At 35.3% G+C, this 16,893-nt stretch carries 15 protein-coding genes; 14 read left to right on the top strand and 1 reads right to left on the bottom strand.

Annotation, left to right across the window (positions count from 1 at the left end):
- Positions 1-11 precede the first annotated feature (11 nt).
- The 14 genes from F0362_RS20625 to F0362_RS20555 all read left to right on the top strand — a co-directional run bounded on the left by F0362_RS20625 (position 12) and on the right by F0362_RS20555 (position 16,502).
- A complete protein-coding gene (locus tag F0362_RS20625) occupies positions 12-404 on the top strand; it encodes an Asp23/Gls24 family envelope stress response protein (protein WP_000807630.1) in 393 nt (130 codons plus the stop codon).
- Between the two features lie 347 nt (positions 405-751).
- Positions 752-1,144, top strand: coding sequence for a N utilization substance protein NusB (gene nusB / locus F0362_RS20620; protein WP_000830246.1), 393 nt, complete (start codon positions 752-754; stop codon positions 1,142-1,144).
- Positions 1,145-1,167: 23 nt separating this feature from the next.
- Positions 1,168-2,028, top strand: coding sequence for a bifunctional methylenetetrahydrofolate dehydrogenase/methenyltetrahydrofolate cyclohydrolase FolD (gene folD / locus F0362_RS20615; protein WP_000226729.1), 861 nt, complete (start codon positions 1,168-1,170; stop codon positions 2,026-2,028).
- A 26-nt stretch (positions 2,029-2,054) separates the two neighbouring features.
- A complete protein-coding gene (xseA, locus tag F0362_RS20610) occupies positions 2,055-3,413 on the top strand; it encodes an exodeoxyribonuclease VII large subunit (protein WP_000415263.1) in 1,359 nt (452 codons plus the stop codon).
- Complete coding sequence (gene xseB, locus F0362_RS20605) at positions 3,403-3,633, top strand: exodeoxyribonuclease VII small subunit (RefSeq protein ID WP_000428977.1); 231 nt, start codon at positions 3,403-3,405, stop codon at positions 3,631-3,633. The genes xseA and xseB overlap by 11 nt, the downstream gene beginning before the upstream one ends.
- Positions 3,633-4,523 carry a (2E,6E)-farnesyl diphosphate synthase gene (ispA, locus tag F0362_RS20600; protein ID WP_000150368.1) on the top strand — a complete coding sequence of 297 codons (891 nt, stop codon included), beginning with the start codon at positions 3,633-3,635 and terminating at the stop codon, positions 4,521-4,523. The genes xseB and ispA overlap by 1 nt, the downstream gene beginning before the upstream one ends.
- A gap of 301 nt (positions 4,524-4,824) precedes the next feature.
- Positions 4,825-6,717: a 1-deoxy-D-xylulose-5-phosphate synthase gene (dxs, locus tag F0362_RS20595; protein WP_000366442.1), complete on the top strand. Its 1,893-nt coding sequence runs from the start codon at positions 4,825-4,827 to the stop codon at positions 6,715-6,717.
- A gap of 3 nt (positions 6,718-6,720) precedes the next feature.
- On the top strand, positions 6,721-7,563 hold the full coding sequence (locus F0362_RS20590) for a TlyA family RNA methyltransferase (protein ID WP_001274740.1): 843 nt from the start codon (positions 6,721-6,723) through the stop codon (positions 7,561-7,563).
- A 142-nt stretch (positions 7,564-7,705) separates the two neighbouring features.
- Entirely contained in the window at positions 7,706-8,155 is a 450-nt protein-coding gene (argR, locus tag F0362_RS20585) for an arginine repressor ArgR (RefSeq protein ID WP_001032581.1), read from the top strand.
- 261 nt (positions 8,156-8,416) lie between these two features.
- Entirely contained in the window at positions 8,417-10,156 is a 1,740-nt protein-coding gene (recN, locus tag F0362_RS20580) for a DNA repair protein RecN (protein ID WP_000947738.1), read from the top strand.
- Positions 10,157-10,274: 118 nt separating this feature from the next.
- The gene (gene spoIVB / locus F0362_RS20575; protein ID WP_002048975.1) at positions 10,275-11,573 is read left to right on the top strand and encodes a SpoIVB peptidase; all 1,299 of its coding nucleotides are present in this window, start codon (positions 10,275-10,277) and stop codon (positions 11,571-11,573) included.
- 288 nt (positions 11,574-11,861) lie between these two features.
- The gene (gene spo0A / locus F0362_RS20565; protein WP_000411416.1) at positions 11,862-12,656 is read left to right on the top strand and encodes a sporulation transcription factor Spo0A; all 795 of its coding nucleotides are present in this window, start codon (positions 11,862-11,864) and stop codon (positions 12,654-12,656) included.
- A gap of 902 nt (positions 12,657-13,558) precedes the next feature.
- Positions 13,559-14,977: a glycan biosynthesis hexose transferase WsfD gene (locus F0362_RS20560; RefSeq protein ID WP_001193753.1), complete on the top strand. Its 1,419-nt coding sequence runs from the start codon at positions 13,559-13,561 to the stop codon at positions 14,975-14,977.
- Between the two features lie 199 nt (positions 14,978-15,176).
- Entirely contained in the window at positions 15,177-16,502 is a 1,326-nt protein-coding gene (locus tag F0362_RS20555) for a glycosyltransferase family 2 protein (RefSeq protein ID WP_000395075.1), read from the top strand.
- 228 nt (positions 16,503-16,730) lie between these two features.
- Here the strand turns inward: F0362_RS20555 and F0362_RS20550 are convergent, their stop codons facing one another.
- Positions 16,731-16,877: a YycC family protein gene (locus tag F0362_RS20550; RefSeq protein ID WP_001247671.1), complete on the bottom strand. Its 147-nt coding sequence runs from the start codon at positions 16,875-16,877 to the stop codon at positions 16,731-16,733.
- Between the last annotated feature and the right edge of the window lie 16 nt (positions 16,878-16,893).

Below are 16,893 nucleotides of genomic sequence, written 5' to 3'. Positions count from 1 at the left end.
AGGTTTTTTTCATGGCTGAACATATGTTAGATATGGGTCAAGATACAACTCTTGGTAAAGTAGAAATTGCACCAGAAGTAATTGAAGTAATTGCAGGTATTGCAGCTGCTGAGGTAGAAGGTGTGGCGGCAATGCGTGGTAATTTTGCTACAGATGTTGTTGAGAAGTTAGGTAAGAAAAATCATGGTAAAGGTGTAAAGGTTGAATTAGCAAACGAAGATATTATCGTCGACCTTTATGTTGTAATGTATTTTGGTGTAGCAATTCCAGTTGTTGCACAAAAGATTCAAGACAATATTCGCCAAGCACTCTTTACAATGACAGGACTTGAGCCAAAAGAAGTGAATGTTCACATCGTTGGCGTAACATTCGAAACACAAAAAACAGAAATTGAACCAGTGTAAGAATGAAAAAGGTGCCTAGTAACATAGGCATCTTTTTTATCGTTTCATTTCTTCACAAATTACAATCCTCTAATTGTTATACTATTTCAAAAAATAAGAAATAAAAAAGAAAATGTTTCGTTTTTCCAAAAAACGTACATTGTGATAAGATATGGAACTTGAAGTTAATCTTTTTATTATTTTTCAGCCTTGTAACCCGTGTGTGAAACGATAAATTGTGTTATTATCATTGTATTATAAGGTTGGAAAATCAATGAAAACTGTAAGAGTAAGTGAATTGACGGCTTATAAATTATAATAATATAACAAAGCATAAGGAAAGACTTGAAGCATAAAGGAGAGTTACAATGAAACGTAGGACGGCTAGAGAAAGAGCTATGCAAGCATTATACCAAATGGATATTACAGGTGAATTAGAACCGAAGGTAGCGGTGGAAAATACGCTAGATGAAGGTGAAGAAACAAATGAGTTTTTAGAATCACTTGTTGTAGGATTTGTAGACAATAAAGAAGAGATTGACGCAGCAATTCGTCAAAACTTAAAAAAGTGGAAGCTTGAGCGTATTAGTATTGTTGATCGCAGTATTTTACGTGTAGCTGTGTATGAAATGAAGTACATGGAAGAAATTCCACACAACGTAACAATTAACGAGGCAATTGAAATTGCTAAAACATTTGGGGATGAGGAATCTCGTCGTTTTATTAACGGCGTTTTATCTAATATAAAAGATACACTGTAATTTCTTTAAGGGGGAATCTTAAAATGGTAGCAGTAATCATCAAAGGAAATGAAGTTGCGGAGAAAAAACGAGCACAATTAACAGAAGAAGTTGTGAAGTTGAAAGAACAAGGGATTGTACCAGGATTAGCAGTGATTTTAGTGGGAGAAGATCCAGCATCTCGTTCTTACGTAAAAGGAAAAGAAAAAGGCTGTGAACAAGTAGGAATTTATTCTGAGCTAATTGAACTTCCTGAAACGATTACTGAGGAACGTTTGCTTGCTGAAATCGATCGCTTAAATGGCGATGACCGCATTAATGGCATATTAGTGCAATTACCTTTACCAAAACATATTGAAGAAAAAGCTATCATTGAAAGAATTTCACCAGAAAAGGATGTAGATGGATTTCACCCAATCAGCGTGGGACGTATGATGACGGGACAAGATACATTCCTTCCATGTACACCGCATGGTATTGTAGAATTAGTAAAAGAAACGAATCTTGATATTTCGGGAAAACATGTTGTAATAATTGGAAGAAGTAATATTGTCGGCAAACCAGTGGGGCAATTGTTCTTAAATGAAAATGCAACTGTCACATATTGTCATTCTAAGACGCAAAATATTAAAGAATTATCGAAGTTAGCTGATATTTTAATCGTAGCTGTTGGACGACCTAAAATGGTAACAGCTGATTATATGAAAGAAGGCGCGGTTGTAATTGACGTTGGTGTGAATCGATTAGAAACAGGCAAGCTTTGTGGTGATGTTGACTTTGACAACGTGTTAGACGTTGCGGGTTACATTACGCCTGTGCCAAAGGGTGTTGGTCCAATGACGATTACAATGCTTCTTCATAATACTGTTGAATCTGCCAAACGCGCAGGTGTCGTTTGTAAATAATTTGAGTCGGCTATGAGGAGAGAGAAATGGAGAAACAATATTTAACCGTTACAGCATTAACACGCTATATAAAAACAAAAATAGAATATGACCCGCATTTACAGTCTGTTTGGTTAAAAGGTGAAATTTCCAACTTTAAAAATCATAGTCGTGGTCACATGTATTTTACATTGAAAGACGAAAATGCCAGAATCGCAGCGGTTATGTTTGCGGGTCATAATCGTAATATTAAATTCAGACCTGAAAATGGGATGAAGGTACTTGTAAAAGGGAAAATCTCTGTTTACGAGGCGAGTGGTTCTTATCAAATTTATATTCAAGACATGCAACCTGACGGAGTCGGAAATTTGCATTTGGCTTACGAACAATTAAAAGTTCGTTTAGAGGAAGAAGGATTGTTTTCTCAAGTTTATAAAAAAATAATCCCTCCTTATGCTAAAACAATAGGGGTAATTACGTCGCCAACAGGAGCTGCGATTCGTGATATCATAACAACGATTAAACGTCGTTATCCAATTGGGAATGTTATTGTATTTCCAGTACTTGTACAGGGGGAGTCAGCAGCTCCCTCGATTGTACAAGCGATTCGTACAGCGAATGAAATGGGAGATATAGATGTATTAATTGTTGGGCGCGGGGGAGGTTCTATTGAGGAATTATGGGCTTTCAATGAGGAAGTGGTTGCAAGAGCAATCTTTAAGAGCGAAATTCCTATTATTTCAGCAGTAGGGCATGAAACAGATTTTACAATCGCAGATTTTGTTGCCGATTTACGTGCACCAACACCGACTGCAGCAGCTGAACTAGCAGCACCGAACGTTATAGAGTTACAAGAAAAGGTATTACAAAGAACTCTAAGATTGCAAAGAGCAATGAGAGAGTTAGTACATAAAAAAGAAGAAAAATTACAAGTATTGCAAAAATCTTATGCATTCCGTTATCCAAGACAAGTATATGAACAAAAGGAAGAGCAATTAGATAGAGCGTTAGAACAGCTTGTTTTAGCGAAAGAGCGCTACATTGATAAAAAGGTGAATCAGTTAAAACAGCTTTCATTTTATTTAGAGAAGCACCACCCATCTCAAAAAATTATACAAACAAAGGTAGCGATTGAAACGTTGCAAAAGCAATTACAACGTGAAATGCAAACTTTACTTCAAACGAAAGAATTTGCCTTTGTAAGAGCTGCTCAAAAACTTGAAGCATTAAGTCCGCTTAAAGTAATGATGAGAGGGTACGGGCTTGTATATGATGAAGAGAAGCAAGTGTTAAAAAGTGTGAAAGATATCAGCCTTGGAGATGCTGTTTCAGTTCAATTACAAGATGGAATACTAGATTGTAGCGTATCAGGCATAGAGGAGCGTGAATTGAATAATGGAAAATAAAGTGAGTTTTGAAGAGGCAATTTCGCAACTTGAGCATCTCGTATCTAAGCTAGAGCAAGGTGATGTACCTTTAGAAGAAGCGATTTCTTATTTTAAAGAGGGTATGGAATTATCTAAGCTTTGCGATGAGAAGTTGAAGAACGTACAAGAACAAATGGCAGTTATTCTTGGAGAAGATGGAGAGCTTGAACCGTTTACTGCTTTAGGAGATGAAGCATAGTGACAATCGCTTTTGATACTTTTTTGAAAGAAAGTAAAACTTTCGTAGAAGAGAAGCTTGTAAGCTATGCAAATGAATTACAATGTCCAAATGTACTTCGTGAAGCGATGGCATATTCTTTGGAAGCGGGTGGAAAACGTCTCCGCCCGTTACTTTTATTTGCAACATTACAAGCGTTTGGGAAAGAAAGAAATCTTGGAGTAGGTGCAGCTTGTGCTCTTGAAATGATACATACATACTCGTTAGTTCATGATGATTTACCTTGTATGGATGATGATGATTTAAGAAGAGGAAAGCCCACGAATCATAAAGTATTTGGTGAAGCAATGGCAGTTTTAGCAGGAGATGGTTTGTTGACGTATGCTTTTCAAATTGTTATGGCATATGAGCAAAAAGAAATCTCTGCTGAAAAAAAAGTAAGACTTGTACTTGAGCTTGCAAAAGCAGCTGGGCCGGAAGGAATGGTTGGCGGACAAGTGGCGGATATGGAAGCTGAAGGGAAACAACTTACGATTGATGAGTTAGAGTATATTCATAAGCATAAGACCGGGAAACTACTTGAATTCGCTGTACTTGCAGGAGCGATACTTTCTAATGCTACAAAAGAGCAGGAAGAAAAGTTACTTGAGTTTGCAAAAAATATTGGCCTAGCTTTCCAAATTCGAGATGATATTTTAGATGTAGAAGGAACCGAAGAAGAGATTGGAAAACCGATTGGTAGTGATGTTTCCAACGAAAAGAGCACATATACGACGTTATTTACTGTAGATAGAGCAAAGAATATTTTAGAAGAAACAATTGCAAAAGCAAAAGATGCGATTAGCTCCTTGCAATTACAAGATGAATATTTACTATCTATTTGCGATTTGATTGCAAAACGTAATAACTAATATAACAGCGTTTTCATTTGTTGAGTCATTCATCATTTTATGATATAAATGTAGGAAAAGGTTTTTCTTTTCTTGTTATTGGCAAAAATATATGTAGATTACATTGCCGTTATCACTTCGTGTTAGCGGCTATTTTTTTCAACGCATAAAGAAATATGGTTTATAATAGGATTAGGGCACAATAGACTGGTTGATAGCAGGGTAAGATAAAGGATAGAAAAGAAAATTTCTTGTGTTGTGTAAATGTTTTTTATAATATTTGACATGTTGACAGATTATGAAATGAAAGTGAGTGATCCATGTGGATCTAACGCAAATTCAAAACCCTAGTTTTTTGAAAGATATGTCTATCAGTGAACTAGAGGGATTGAGTGAGGATATTCGTAAATTTTTAATTGAAGAGCTCTCTCAAACAGGTGGACATATTGCACCTAACTTAGGTGTAGTAGAACTCACAATTGCTCTGCATAAATTATTTGATAGTCCGAAAGATAAATTTTTATGGGATGTAGGACATCAATCCTATGTACATAAAATTTTAACAGGACGTGCGAAGGAATTCGGTACATTAAGGCAATATCAAGGTCTATGTGGTTTTCCAAAACGTTGTGAGAGTGAGCACGATGTATGGGAAACAGGTCATAGCTCGACATCACTATCTGCTGCAATGGGAATGGCTTTAGCACGTGATTTAAAGAAAACGAAAGAATATGTTATACCAATCATTGGAGATGGTGCTTTAACAGGTGGAATGGCCTTAGAGGCATTGAACCATATTGGGCATGAAAAAACAGACATGATTGTTATTTTGAATGACAATGAAATGTCAATTGCACCAAACGTTGGTGCGCTTCATAATGTACTTGGTCGTTTACGTACCGCAGGAAAATACCATTGGGTAAAAGATGAACTAGAGTATATATTGAAAAAAATCCCGGCAGTCGGTGGGAAAGTGGCTGCAACAGCAGAGAAAATAAAAGATAGTCTTAAATATTTACTAGTATCAGGCGTATTTTTCGAAGAGTTAGGCTTTACATATTTAGGTCCAGTCGATGGGCACGATTATGAAAAGTTATTCGAAACGTTGCAATATGCAAAGAAAACAAAAGGTCCAGTACTTGTTCATGTGATTACGAAAAAAGGAAAAGGTTATAAACCAGCTGAGAGTGACGTAATTGGAACTTGGCATGGAACAGGCCCGTATAAAATTGAGTCAGGTGACTTCGTTAAACCGAAGGAAGTTGCACCAGCATGGAGTGCTGTTGTTAGTGAAACAGTACTTAAGTTGGCGAGAGAAGATGAGCGTATTGTTGCAATTACGCCTGCAATGCCTGTTGGATCGAAACTTGAGAAATTCCAAAAGGAATTCCCGAATCGTATGATCGATGTAGGTATTGCAGAACAGCATGCTACAACAATGGCAGCAGGTATGGCAACGCAAGGGATGAAACCATTCTTAGCAATTTATTCAACGTTTTTACAAAGAGCATATGACCAAGTTGTTCATGATATATGTCGTCAAAATTTAAATGTTTTCATCGGAATAGATCGCTCTGGATTAGTAGGAGCAGACGGTGAAACACATCAAGGTGTATTTGATATCTCGTTTTTACGTCATTTACCGAATATGGTAATAATGATGCCAAAAGATGAAAATGAAGGGCAACATTTAGTGTATACGGCGATGCAATATGAAGATGGACCAATCGCTTTACGTTATGCACGTGGTAATGGTCTTGGCGTTCATATGGACGAAGAATTAAAGGCAATTCCAATCGGCACATGGGAAACGTTAAAAGAAGGTACGCAGGCAGCTATTTTAACATTTGGTACGACAATTCCAATGGCAATGGAAGCAGCAGAGCGTCTTGAAAAGGCTGGAGTTTCAGTGAAAGTAGTGAACGCTCGCTTTATTAAACCAATGGATGAAGCGTATTTACATGATCTCTTAGGAAAAAACATACCGATTTTAACGATTGAAGAAGCTTGTTTAATCGGTGGTTTTGGAACTGGAGTAGTTGAATTTGCATCTGAGAACGGATACCATAGTGCATTAATTGAAAGAATGGGTATTCCAGATCGTTTCATAGAGCACGGTAGTGTAACAAAATTATTAGAAGAAATTGGTTTAACGACAGATGCTGTTGTAGACCGTATTCATACAATGATTCCATCAAAACAAAAAAGGGCGTAACAAATGAGTGCAAAAAAAGAAAGAGTAGATGTACTATTAGTAGAGCGAGGGCTTATAGAAACACGTGAGAAAGCGAAACGTGCTATTATGGCTGGACTCGTATATGCGAATGAGATGAGACTCGATAAGCCAGGAGAGAAGATCCCACAAGATACAGAGATTACGGTAAAGGGACAAGTTATGCCGTATGTAAGCCGTGGTGGTTATAAACTTGAAAAGGCACTGGAGACATTTCATCTAGATTTACAAGATAAAGTTATGATAGATATTGGTTCATCAACTGGTGGCTTTACAGATTGTGCGCTTCAAAATGGAGCGAAACTATCTTATGCATTAGATGTAGGATATAATCAATTGGCGTGGAAATTGCGTCAAGATGAGCGTGTTGTCGTAATGGAACGTACAAATTTCCGTTACGTGACACCAGCAGACTTAGAGCGTGGTTTACCACAATTTGCTAGTATAGATGTTTCATTTATATCATTAAAACTAATACTGCCAGTTTTAAAAACAATGCTTATGCTTAACGGTGATGTAGCAGCGTTAATTAAACCGCAGTTTGAAGCTGGAAGAGAGCAAGTTGGGAAAAAAGGCATTGTTCGTGATAGAAAAGTGCATGAAGCTGTCGTAGAAATGATTGTCGATTTTGCTTTAAAAGAAGGCTATGATGTAGAAGGTTTAACATTCTCACCGATTACGGGTGGAGACGGTAATATTGAATTCTTAATTCATTTAAAATGGCATGGTGAACGTGATGAGAGTGGCAAAAATCATTCTCCAATTTCTATTGAGCAAGTTGTTACAGAAGCGCATGACGTTCTAAAACAAAAAGGAAAAGGGGAATAACATATGTTGTTCCTCTTTTTGCTGTAATTGTATAATGATTGTAAAAACAATTGTGTACAAGTAACGAATTATAAGTTAACATAAATAAGTGAAGTATACCAATGTTTAAACTATGGTAAGAGATAGTGTGAGGTGCAAATGTATGAATAAAGGTCAGCGCCATATTAAAATCAGGGAAATTATTGCGAACAAAGAAATCGAAACACAAGATGAATTAGTTGATATTTTACGTAATGAGGGATTTAATGTAACGCAAGCAACAGTATCGCGCGATATTAAAGAACTGCACTTAGTGAAGGTGCCATTACATGATGGTCGCTATAAATATAGCTTGCCAGCAGATCAACGGTTTAACCCGTTACAAAAATTAAAACGAAATCTAGTGGATTCATTTGTAAAATTAGACACGGCAGGACATATGCTTGTGCTAAAAACATTGCCTGGTAACGCTCATTCACTTGGAGCACTTATTGATCATTTAGAGTGGGATGAGATCATCGGAACCATCTGTGGTGATGATACTTGCTTAATTATTTGCCGTACACCTGAGGATACAGGTGTTGTCTCTGATCGTTTCTTAAATATGTTGTAACAAAAAAATCTTGTTTGCTTTCCTCTGTAAAGTGGAAAGTGAACAGGATTTTTTTAGCGGTTAAAAATGTGAATTTTTAATTGTAATATAATATTTTGTTTGAATAAAATTAGAAAATAGGTGGATTGACCCGTAAAACGAATGTTTGGTACAATGGAGCGGGTTAGAAGAGTACATACAAACATATAGTATGACTATTTGAATAAAGAACTGAGAAAAGCCCTTAGTAGGGGATTAGTTTATAACGAGGTGAATGGGGCATTGTTATCGGAATTATCGATTAGAAACTTTGCTATTATTGAGGCATTAAATATTTCTTTTCAAAAAGGTTTAACAGTTTTAAGTGGTGAAACAGGAGCTGGAAAATCGATTATTATTGATGCGATTAGTTTACTTGTAGGTGGCCGTGGTTCAGCGGAATTTGTTCGATACGGAACAGAAAAAGCTGAGATAGAAGGGTTATTTTATGTGGAAGACGATAAGCATCCATGTATTGAAAAGGCAGAAGAGTTAGATATAGAAATAGAAGACGGCATGATTATTTTGAAGCGTGATATTGCTGCAAACGGAAAAAGTGTATGTCGTGTAAATGGGAAACTTGTCACTCTTAGTATATTAAAAGAGATTGGCAAAACGCTTGTTGATATTCATGGACAGCACGAAACGCAAGACTTAATGAATGAAGAGCGACATCTGTTTATGCTCGATCATTTTGATGGGGAGCGTATTGTTAAACAGTTGGATATATATCAAACTGTTTACGCTGACTATGAGAAATTAAAAAAACAATTGAAATCGTTAAGTGAAAATGAACAACAAATGGCACATCGCTTAGATTTAATTCAATTTCAGCATGAAGAAATCCGTAAGGCTGATTTAAAGAAGGATGAAGAAAATGAATTAACTGAGGAACGATTGCAAATTTCTAATTTTGAAAAGATTTATAAAGCGTTAGGTGATGCATATCGTTCGTTAAGTGCTGACGGACAAGGATTAGATAATGTAAGAAGTGCAATGGGACAAATGGAGAGTATTACACATTTAGATGAAGTATATCAAGAAAATCATGATTCAATTGCAAATAGCTATTACTTATTAGAAGAAGTTGCGTATCAACTTAGAGAAAATCTCGATATGATGGAATATGATCCGAATCGTCTAGATGAAATTGAAACACGTTTAAATGAAATTCGTATGCTAAAGAGAAAATATGGAAATAATGTAGAAGAGATTTTAGCGTATGCTGATAAAATTGAGCAAGAAATTTTTACGATTGAAAATAAAGACGTTCATATTGAAACGACGAAGAAGCAGTTAAAGGAATTAGAAAGTGTTATTCTGAAAGAAGCAACGTTGTTAAGTAATATGCGTCATGAACTTGCAGAGCATCTTACAAATGCTATTCATCAAGAATTAAAAGAACTATATATGGAAAAAACGAAATTTGAAGTGAGAATCATGAAGAGAGAAGGAAATGCAGAAGAACCTCTTGTGGAAGGCGCACCGGTGCGCCTTACGGCGGACGGCTATGATCACGTGGAGTTTTATATTTCAACGAATCCCGGTGAACCGTTAAAACCACTTTCAAAGGTCGCTTCAGGTGGAGAGTTATCTCGTATTATTTTAGCTTTAAAAAGTATTTTTTCTAAACATCAAGGTATTGCATCTGTTATTTTTGATGAAGTGGATACTGGTGTGAGTGGTCGAGTTGCACAGGCTATTGCGGAAAAAATTTATCGTGTATCAGTAAACTCACAAGTGCTTTGTATTACGCACTTACCTCAAGTAGCTTCAATGGCGGATTCGCATTTATTTATTCGAAAACAGGTAGCGAATGATCGGACAATTACATCAGTTACCGTTTTAACTATGGAGGATAAAGTAACAGAAATAGCTCGAATGATTTCTGGTGTGGAAATTACAGATTTAACGACAGAACATGCGAAAGAGTTACTTACGCAAGCGCATCATTTTAAACAGACAGCAGAGGCTATCCAGTAATGGATAGCTTTTTTTCTCAAATGAAGATTTCTTAATTCTTCCGGTTATAAATAAAGCACTGCAAGGAGAGATTAAAAAGTGAAGCCAAGAGGCTGAATGTGGGGTAGGAGCGAGGAGAGTGAACAAATTGAAATTAGAAAGATTTCGAAAAATAATAGGTCTTTGTCTCCTTGTTTCTTTAGTTTTTATTGGATGTTTTAAGCCGCTTCGGACGTTTATTTCATCCCCGAAGCAACTTGTTGTTTTTGAAGGACAACAATCAGAAATAGCTTCATTACCAGTTTTTAAAGCTTCATCTACAAATAGCCATGTATTTACAGTGAGTTCGAATGAACAAAAACAAGGACTTATGGTAAATTCTCATCAAAATGGTGAAGCGGACATGGTGTTCCAAATCGCTGGTTTTCCAGTAAAAAAAGTAAATGTGAAAGTATTAAAAGATTTTAAAGTTATTCCAGGTGGACAATCAATTGGTGTGAAATTAAACACAAAAGGTGTACTTGTTGTAGGCCATCATTTAATTCAAACTGAAAAAGGTAAAATATCTCCTGGTGAAACAGCTGGTGTGCAAATTGGAGATATGATTACTGAAATTAATGGTAAAACAATTGAAAGAATGAGTGATGTCGCACCATTTATTCATAGTAGTGGTGAAACAGGTGAACCACTTAACCTTGTTTTGTTAAGAGATGGAAAATACATTCGCACGAAATTAACACCACAAAAAGACAGTGGGGAATCGTCTTATCGTATTGGCTTATATATTCGTGATTCGGCAGCTGGAATCGGAACAATGACATTTGTTCATCCAGATTCTATGAAATACGGAGCACTGGGTCATGTCATTTCTGATAATGATACGAAAAAGCCGATTCAAGTTGAAGATGGACAAATTATGCGTTCGACAGTTACATCGATTGAAAGAGGTAGTCATGGGAATCCAGGAGAGAAGTTAGCAAGGTTCTCACCAGATCGTGAAGTGATTGGCAATATTACAATAAATAGTCCGTATGGTATTTTTGGAAAATTAAATACAAATATGACAAACGGCGTAATGGATAAAGCAATGCCTATCGCATTATCTCATCAAGTAAAAGAAGGACCGGCAAAAATATTAACAGTTATTGATCAAGATAAAGTAGAAGCATTTGATATTGAAGTTGTTAGTACGGTACCGCAAAAATTTCCAGCTACAAAAGGTATGGTAATAAAAGTAACAGATAAGCGTTTATTAGCAAAAACAGGTGGTATCGTACAAGGGATGAGTGGAAGTCCAATTGTACAAAACGGGAAAGTAATCGGAGCCGTTACACATGTATTTGTCAATGATCCAACATCAGGGTATGGTGTTCATATTGAATGGATGTTACATGAGGCTGGAATTAATATTTATGATCAAGAAAAAAAAGCGAGCTAATTTATTCATTAGCTCGCTTTTCTATTGAAAAATTCGTTGAAATTTTGTAAAAGCTCCGCAAGAGATGTTTTTTGTTGTAAAATATAAGCAAAGGGTTGAACGTTTCGTTGTATTTCTATGATGGAATGTGTTGCGAAAGGGAATAAATGAACGATAAACATATTTTTTTGTGATTTTATCGGAAAGTAACAAACTTTAAAAGGGAATTTTCACACAATTGTCGAACAATTCATGTAGCCTAGAAGGATACACATGTCGGAGAATCGATTCGGTAAGGGAGGAAAAGCTGTGGAGAAAATTAAAGTATGTCTTGTGGATGATAATAAAGAATTAGTATCAATGCTAGAGAGTTATGTAGCTGCTCAAGATGATATGGAAGTAATCGGTACTGCTTATAATGGTCAAGAGTGTTTAAACTTATTAACAGATAAGCAGCCTGATGTACTCGTTTTAGACATTATTATGCCACATTTAGATGGTTTAGCTGTACTAGAGAAAATGCGACATATTGAAAGGTTAAGACAGCCTAGCGTAATTATGTTAACAGCATTTGGACAAGAAGATGTGACGAAAAAAGCAGTTGACCTAGGTGCTTCATATTTCATATTAAAACCATTTGATATGGAGAATTTAACTAGTCATATTCGTCAAGTGAGTGGCAAGGCAAATGCTACTATTAAACGTCCATTACCATCTTTCCGATCAGCAACAACAATAGATGGAAAACCGAAAAACTTAGATGCAAGTATTACGAGTATTATTCATGAAATTGGTGTACCTGCTCATATTAAAGGGTACATGTACTTACGAGAAGCGATTTCTATGGTGTACAATGATATCGAATTACTAGGGTCTATTACGAAAGTATTATATCCAGATATTGCAAAGAAATATAATACAACAGCGAGCCGTGTCGAGCGTGCAATCCGTCACGCGATTGAAGTAGCGTGGAGCCGTGGAAATATTGATTCTATTTCGTCCTTATTTGGTTATACAGTATCCATGTCAAAAGCAAAACCTACGAATTCTGAGTTTATCGCAATGGTTGCGGATAAGTTGAGACTTGAACATAAGGCTAGCTGAGAGTATAAATAGCAAAGCTGACGATGAAATCTAGAAACAATACTAATTTTAAAAAAATAAAAGTTTCATTCAAAGGCAAATGAATTTTATGATTCATTTGCCTTTTTATTTTGTAGAGAAGTAAAATTTTTTTGTAAATTAAAGGCTCATTCAACTCCCTAGGATATAAAGTCTATATTTAGAAGGATTACTTATAAGGGCACGGTCTTTTATATAATATTTTGCGAGAGGTTTTAATAAATACAGATGGGGGGACGAGAGCGGAAAAATAAAATATTAACTTGGCTAGGGATAGTAGTGGTTATAGGGGCTTGTGGTGGTGGCGACCTTTTGGATATTAAAACTTGCAGATTATCCAGTAGATAAACAAGCAAGTGCTGAAATAGATAAAAAGGAGAATCGCTGGTAGTAGGTAGTAGGTAGTAGGTAGTAGGTAGAGGGGAGATGGGGATCTATATGTTACTGGAAATTCTACTGAAAGCGAAGCAACTACAGCGATGCAAAACAAGTGTAATAAAGTGAAACTATAAGTAGTGGAGGTATCCATCCCTCGCCTCTTATTAGTGCGAACGACGTCCTAATAAGAGGCCAATTGAATTTTTTATTGCTGAAAGAAGCTAATATTTAAATTAATAAATAAAATATTATGTTGAAAGATCAGATTAACAATTGACAGTTTAAGGTAGATGATGTAAAATTTTGTTGATTTTTATATTGTGAAAGCTATAGTAAATAAAGAGGTATATTTACTATAAGCTTTCGTATTTCTAGATTCTTTTCTTAAAAATATGACAAAATAGGTTGTAATTTACACTTAAAAAGAGCTGGAAGGATAATGCTAGTTGCATGTTTGTCTGGCAAAAAACGATGACGTAATGGCATGCATATAAAGGAGATAAAAAATGCAGACAAAGTGGTTAAAATGGGAAGTTATAGCAGTTGTTGTTGCGGCAATAGTAATGATTGGTTTATTACTTATTAAGCCTATTGTTGGTCTCGCTGACAATGGTGACTTTGAACGTATTATGATTCAAATTGGATTGGCTTATCCAGATCCAAATGAAGCGAGGGTAGATAAATACTTTTCATTTATCCATCATTTATATGCTTATGTGAATCCAGCTGCAGGTGATTATGTTTCTTCGCAGTTGTTTCTCATGGTTCCAGCTTTATGGATTGGTAAAATATTACCAGGACCTTGGTTTGATATACGAGTTCTAGCGGTCGAATATATTATGATTTTTCTTCTAGCACTATATCTAATTGTCAAACTGAATAAAACGAATAATAAAATCGTGAATGGTTTTCTTGTAACGTTAACAATTGTTGTTTTTGCAGATATTGGATACATACTATATTTTAATTCTATGTATGGTGAAGCTGTAACGTATGTGTTTCTATTTTTAACAATTGCATTAGGAATACAACTTGCGCGTCAGAAACATCCGTCTATTTGGTTAGTTATTTTGTTTTATATATCAGCAATAATGCTAGCTTGTTCTAAAACGCAGTATACACCAGCAGGATTTATAGCAGCATTACTTACTATTAGACTATGGTTTATACGCAAGGATAAAGTATGGAGAAGTGTAATTGTATCAATGACGGCATTACTTTTAATTTTATCTTTCATTTGTTATAAAAGCTCACCTGCCTGGATTGATAAAATTAATATATATCAAACAGTATTTTATGGGGTTCTTAAAGATTCTCCAAACCCAGAACAAGATTTACGTGATCTTGGAGTTGATCCAGAACTTGCTGTAAATGCAGGAACTCATTTTTGGTCTAATGCAGCGATACCACAGGAAGACCCGAGATTGCACAAAGAATTATATAATAAAATAAAATTTCCTGATATCGCCAAATTTTATTTGACGCATCCACAAAGATTTTGGAGTAAACTAGAGGCAACAGCTGAATATGCTTGGACTATCCGACCGTCCGTTGATGGGGTTGCTTTTCTTGGTAATTATGAGAAAAAAGATAATCCAGTTCCCGCTACTCAAGTGGAGACATTTTCTTTATGGAGTCATGTGAAAGAGCAATATCATCCAAATGGATTCATATGGATTGTTCTTTTATACGTTTTATATGGACTAGGAATTTTGCTAGAATACAGAAGAGCTAAGACGCATAGTGAGCGGCTTATTCCTGACATATTTACAGCGGTAGCTATAATTGGCATGATTTCTTATGTGGTCCCATTTGTTGGAAGTGGAGAAGGGGATTTCGCTAAACATTTATTTTTATTTACAGTTTGCTTAGACGTAATGTTAGTAAGTGGGATTTGGTGGTTAGCGAAAGGTAGATTACAATAAAAGCTTAATTAATAGAGGATAATAGTCAGTGGAGATAGATAAAAAAAGCTGACTAAAATTCCACTGTATTTTATGATTATTTACGATACTAATCTTCATCGTTATGTAAGAAAAACTATTTGAAATACGAAACGAACTAGATTATTATTATTTAAGAGTCTATAATGGTGTATATTGGAAAGATTTTAGGAGGATGGACATGGAATTTTTGAGCGGAAAAGTAGTTACCGTGTTATTAGCATTGTTTTTTATCATTACAGTATATGTTAATATTAATACGGTATACTATGTAATCATTTCCTTTTTTGGATTTGGTAAAGCGAAACGTGATTATGAAATAATTGAAGATAAGACAAAGTTTTTAATATTAGTTGCAGCACATAATGAAGAGAAAGTAATTGGTTCAACTATTGATAATTTAAGAAAAATTCAATACCGAGATGATTTGTATGATATTTATGTTGTAAATGATAATAGTACGGATAGAACAGGTGCTATTTGTGAAGAAAAGGGAATGAAATATGTTAATACAAGTGAACAGCTATTTCCTCGTGAAGGCGTAGGGAAACCAGCAGGTTTACAATATGCGTTACGTCATTTAGGATTTGATAAACTGACTGAAAAATATGACTGTTTAATGATTTTAGATGCTGATAATCATGTCGATTCGAATGTTTTACAAGAGTTAAATTCACAGTACATTGCTAAAGATAAGCCAGAAGCGATTCAAATTTATTTAGATTCAAAAAACTCAGCGACTAATTTATCGCTTGGTTATGCTATGAGCTATTACTTAACAAATCGTTTCTTCCAGCTGGCAAAATATCGTCTGGGATTACCGAATGCTATTGGTGGAACTGGGTTCATTGTTAAAATGGAGTACTTAATGAAACATGGTGGTTTCCGTTTTGATTCGCTAACAGAGGATTTAGAATTAGAGATGGAAATTGTTAAAGATAATGGAAGAGTATTATGGAATCACTTTGTTCGAGTATACGATGAAAAACCAGATAACTTTAAAATTAGTATTAAACAACGTACGCGTTGGTCTCAAGGGCATTGGTATGTTGCATTTACAAACTTTAAACCTATGGTAAAAAAACTGTTTACTGAAAAAGGGAAAATAAGAATTATTGACCAGTTGTTTTATCTATTCGGAATGACTCGTGCAGTTCAAATGACAATAACCTTGATAGGTATTTTAATTGCTTTAGGATATGTTGTTGCGACGCAATCATATCAAGATATCCCTGCAATAGGGAAACGTTTAGTTGCGATGATTTTAGGTGCGAGTATTCTTTCTTTAATATTATTCCTGTATCAATTTGTTGTTTGTATGTATTATGCAGTTAAGGTAGATACAAATAGAAAGTATAAACTTATCCAAATGAGTTTTTCTATCTTTTATTACGCATATACGTTTGTTTATGCTCAAATTGTTGGTCTAATTAAATGGAAGCAACAACATACATGGGTGAAAACAGAGCATAATAAGACAACGATAAATCATAAAGTGGATAAATGATAAAGGTTTAATATATTTCCAATAGAGAAATGAAAGAGCGGTGCCATGAGGCAACGCTCTTTCATTTTTTTGTTCAAAGAATGCTTGTAAGAAAGCGATTAGTTGTGGGATCAGTAGGAGAATAAGACAAGATAACTTATCTGGTGGAAGTTTCACTGTATGGAAGATGTACTTGTGATAGTATATGTAGTAAGGATAAATTAAAAAGTCCTGCAAAACAGGACCATATTATTCTTCGTCTTTATTTTGTTTTTCTAATTCAACTAGCTTTTGAATTAAAATGTGTTGTGGCATATGCATGAGCTGTTCGAGCGGCACACCTAATGCTTTTGATAAGCGAACTGCAGTGTCTGGAGAAATTTGTAATGGTCTCATAGAAGTACCTCCTTTT

The organism is Bacillus sp. BS98, from assembly GCF_008432245.1.
Taxonomy (GTDB): domain Bacteria; phylum Bacillota; class Bacilli; order Bacillales; family Bacillaceae_G; genus Bacillus_A; species Bacillus_A toyonensis.
The sequence above is the reverse complement of the archived record's forward strand: the minus strand, read 5'-3'. Positions and strand labels throughout refer to the sequence as shown.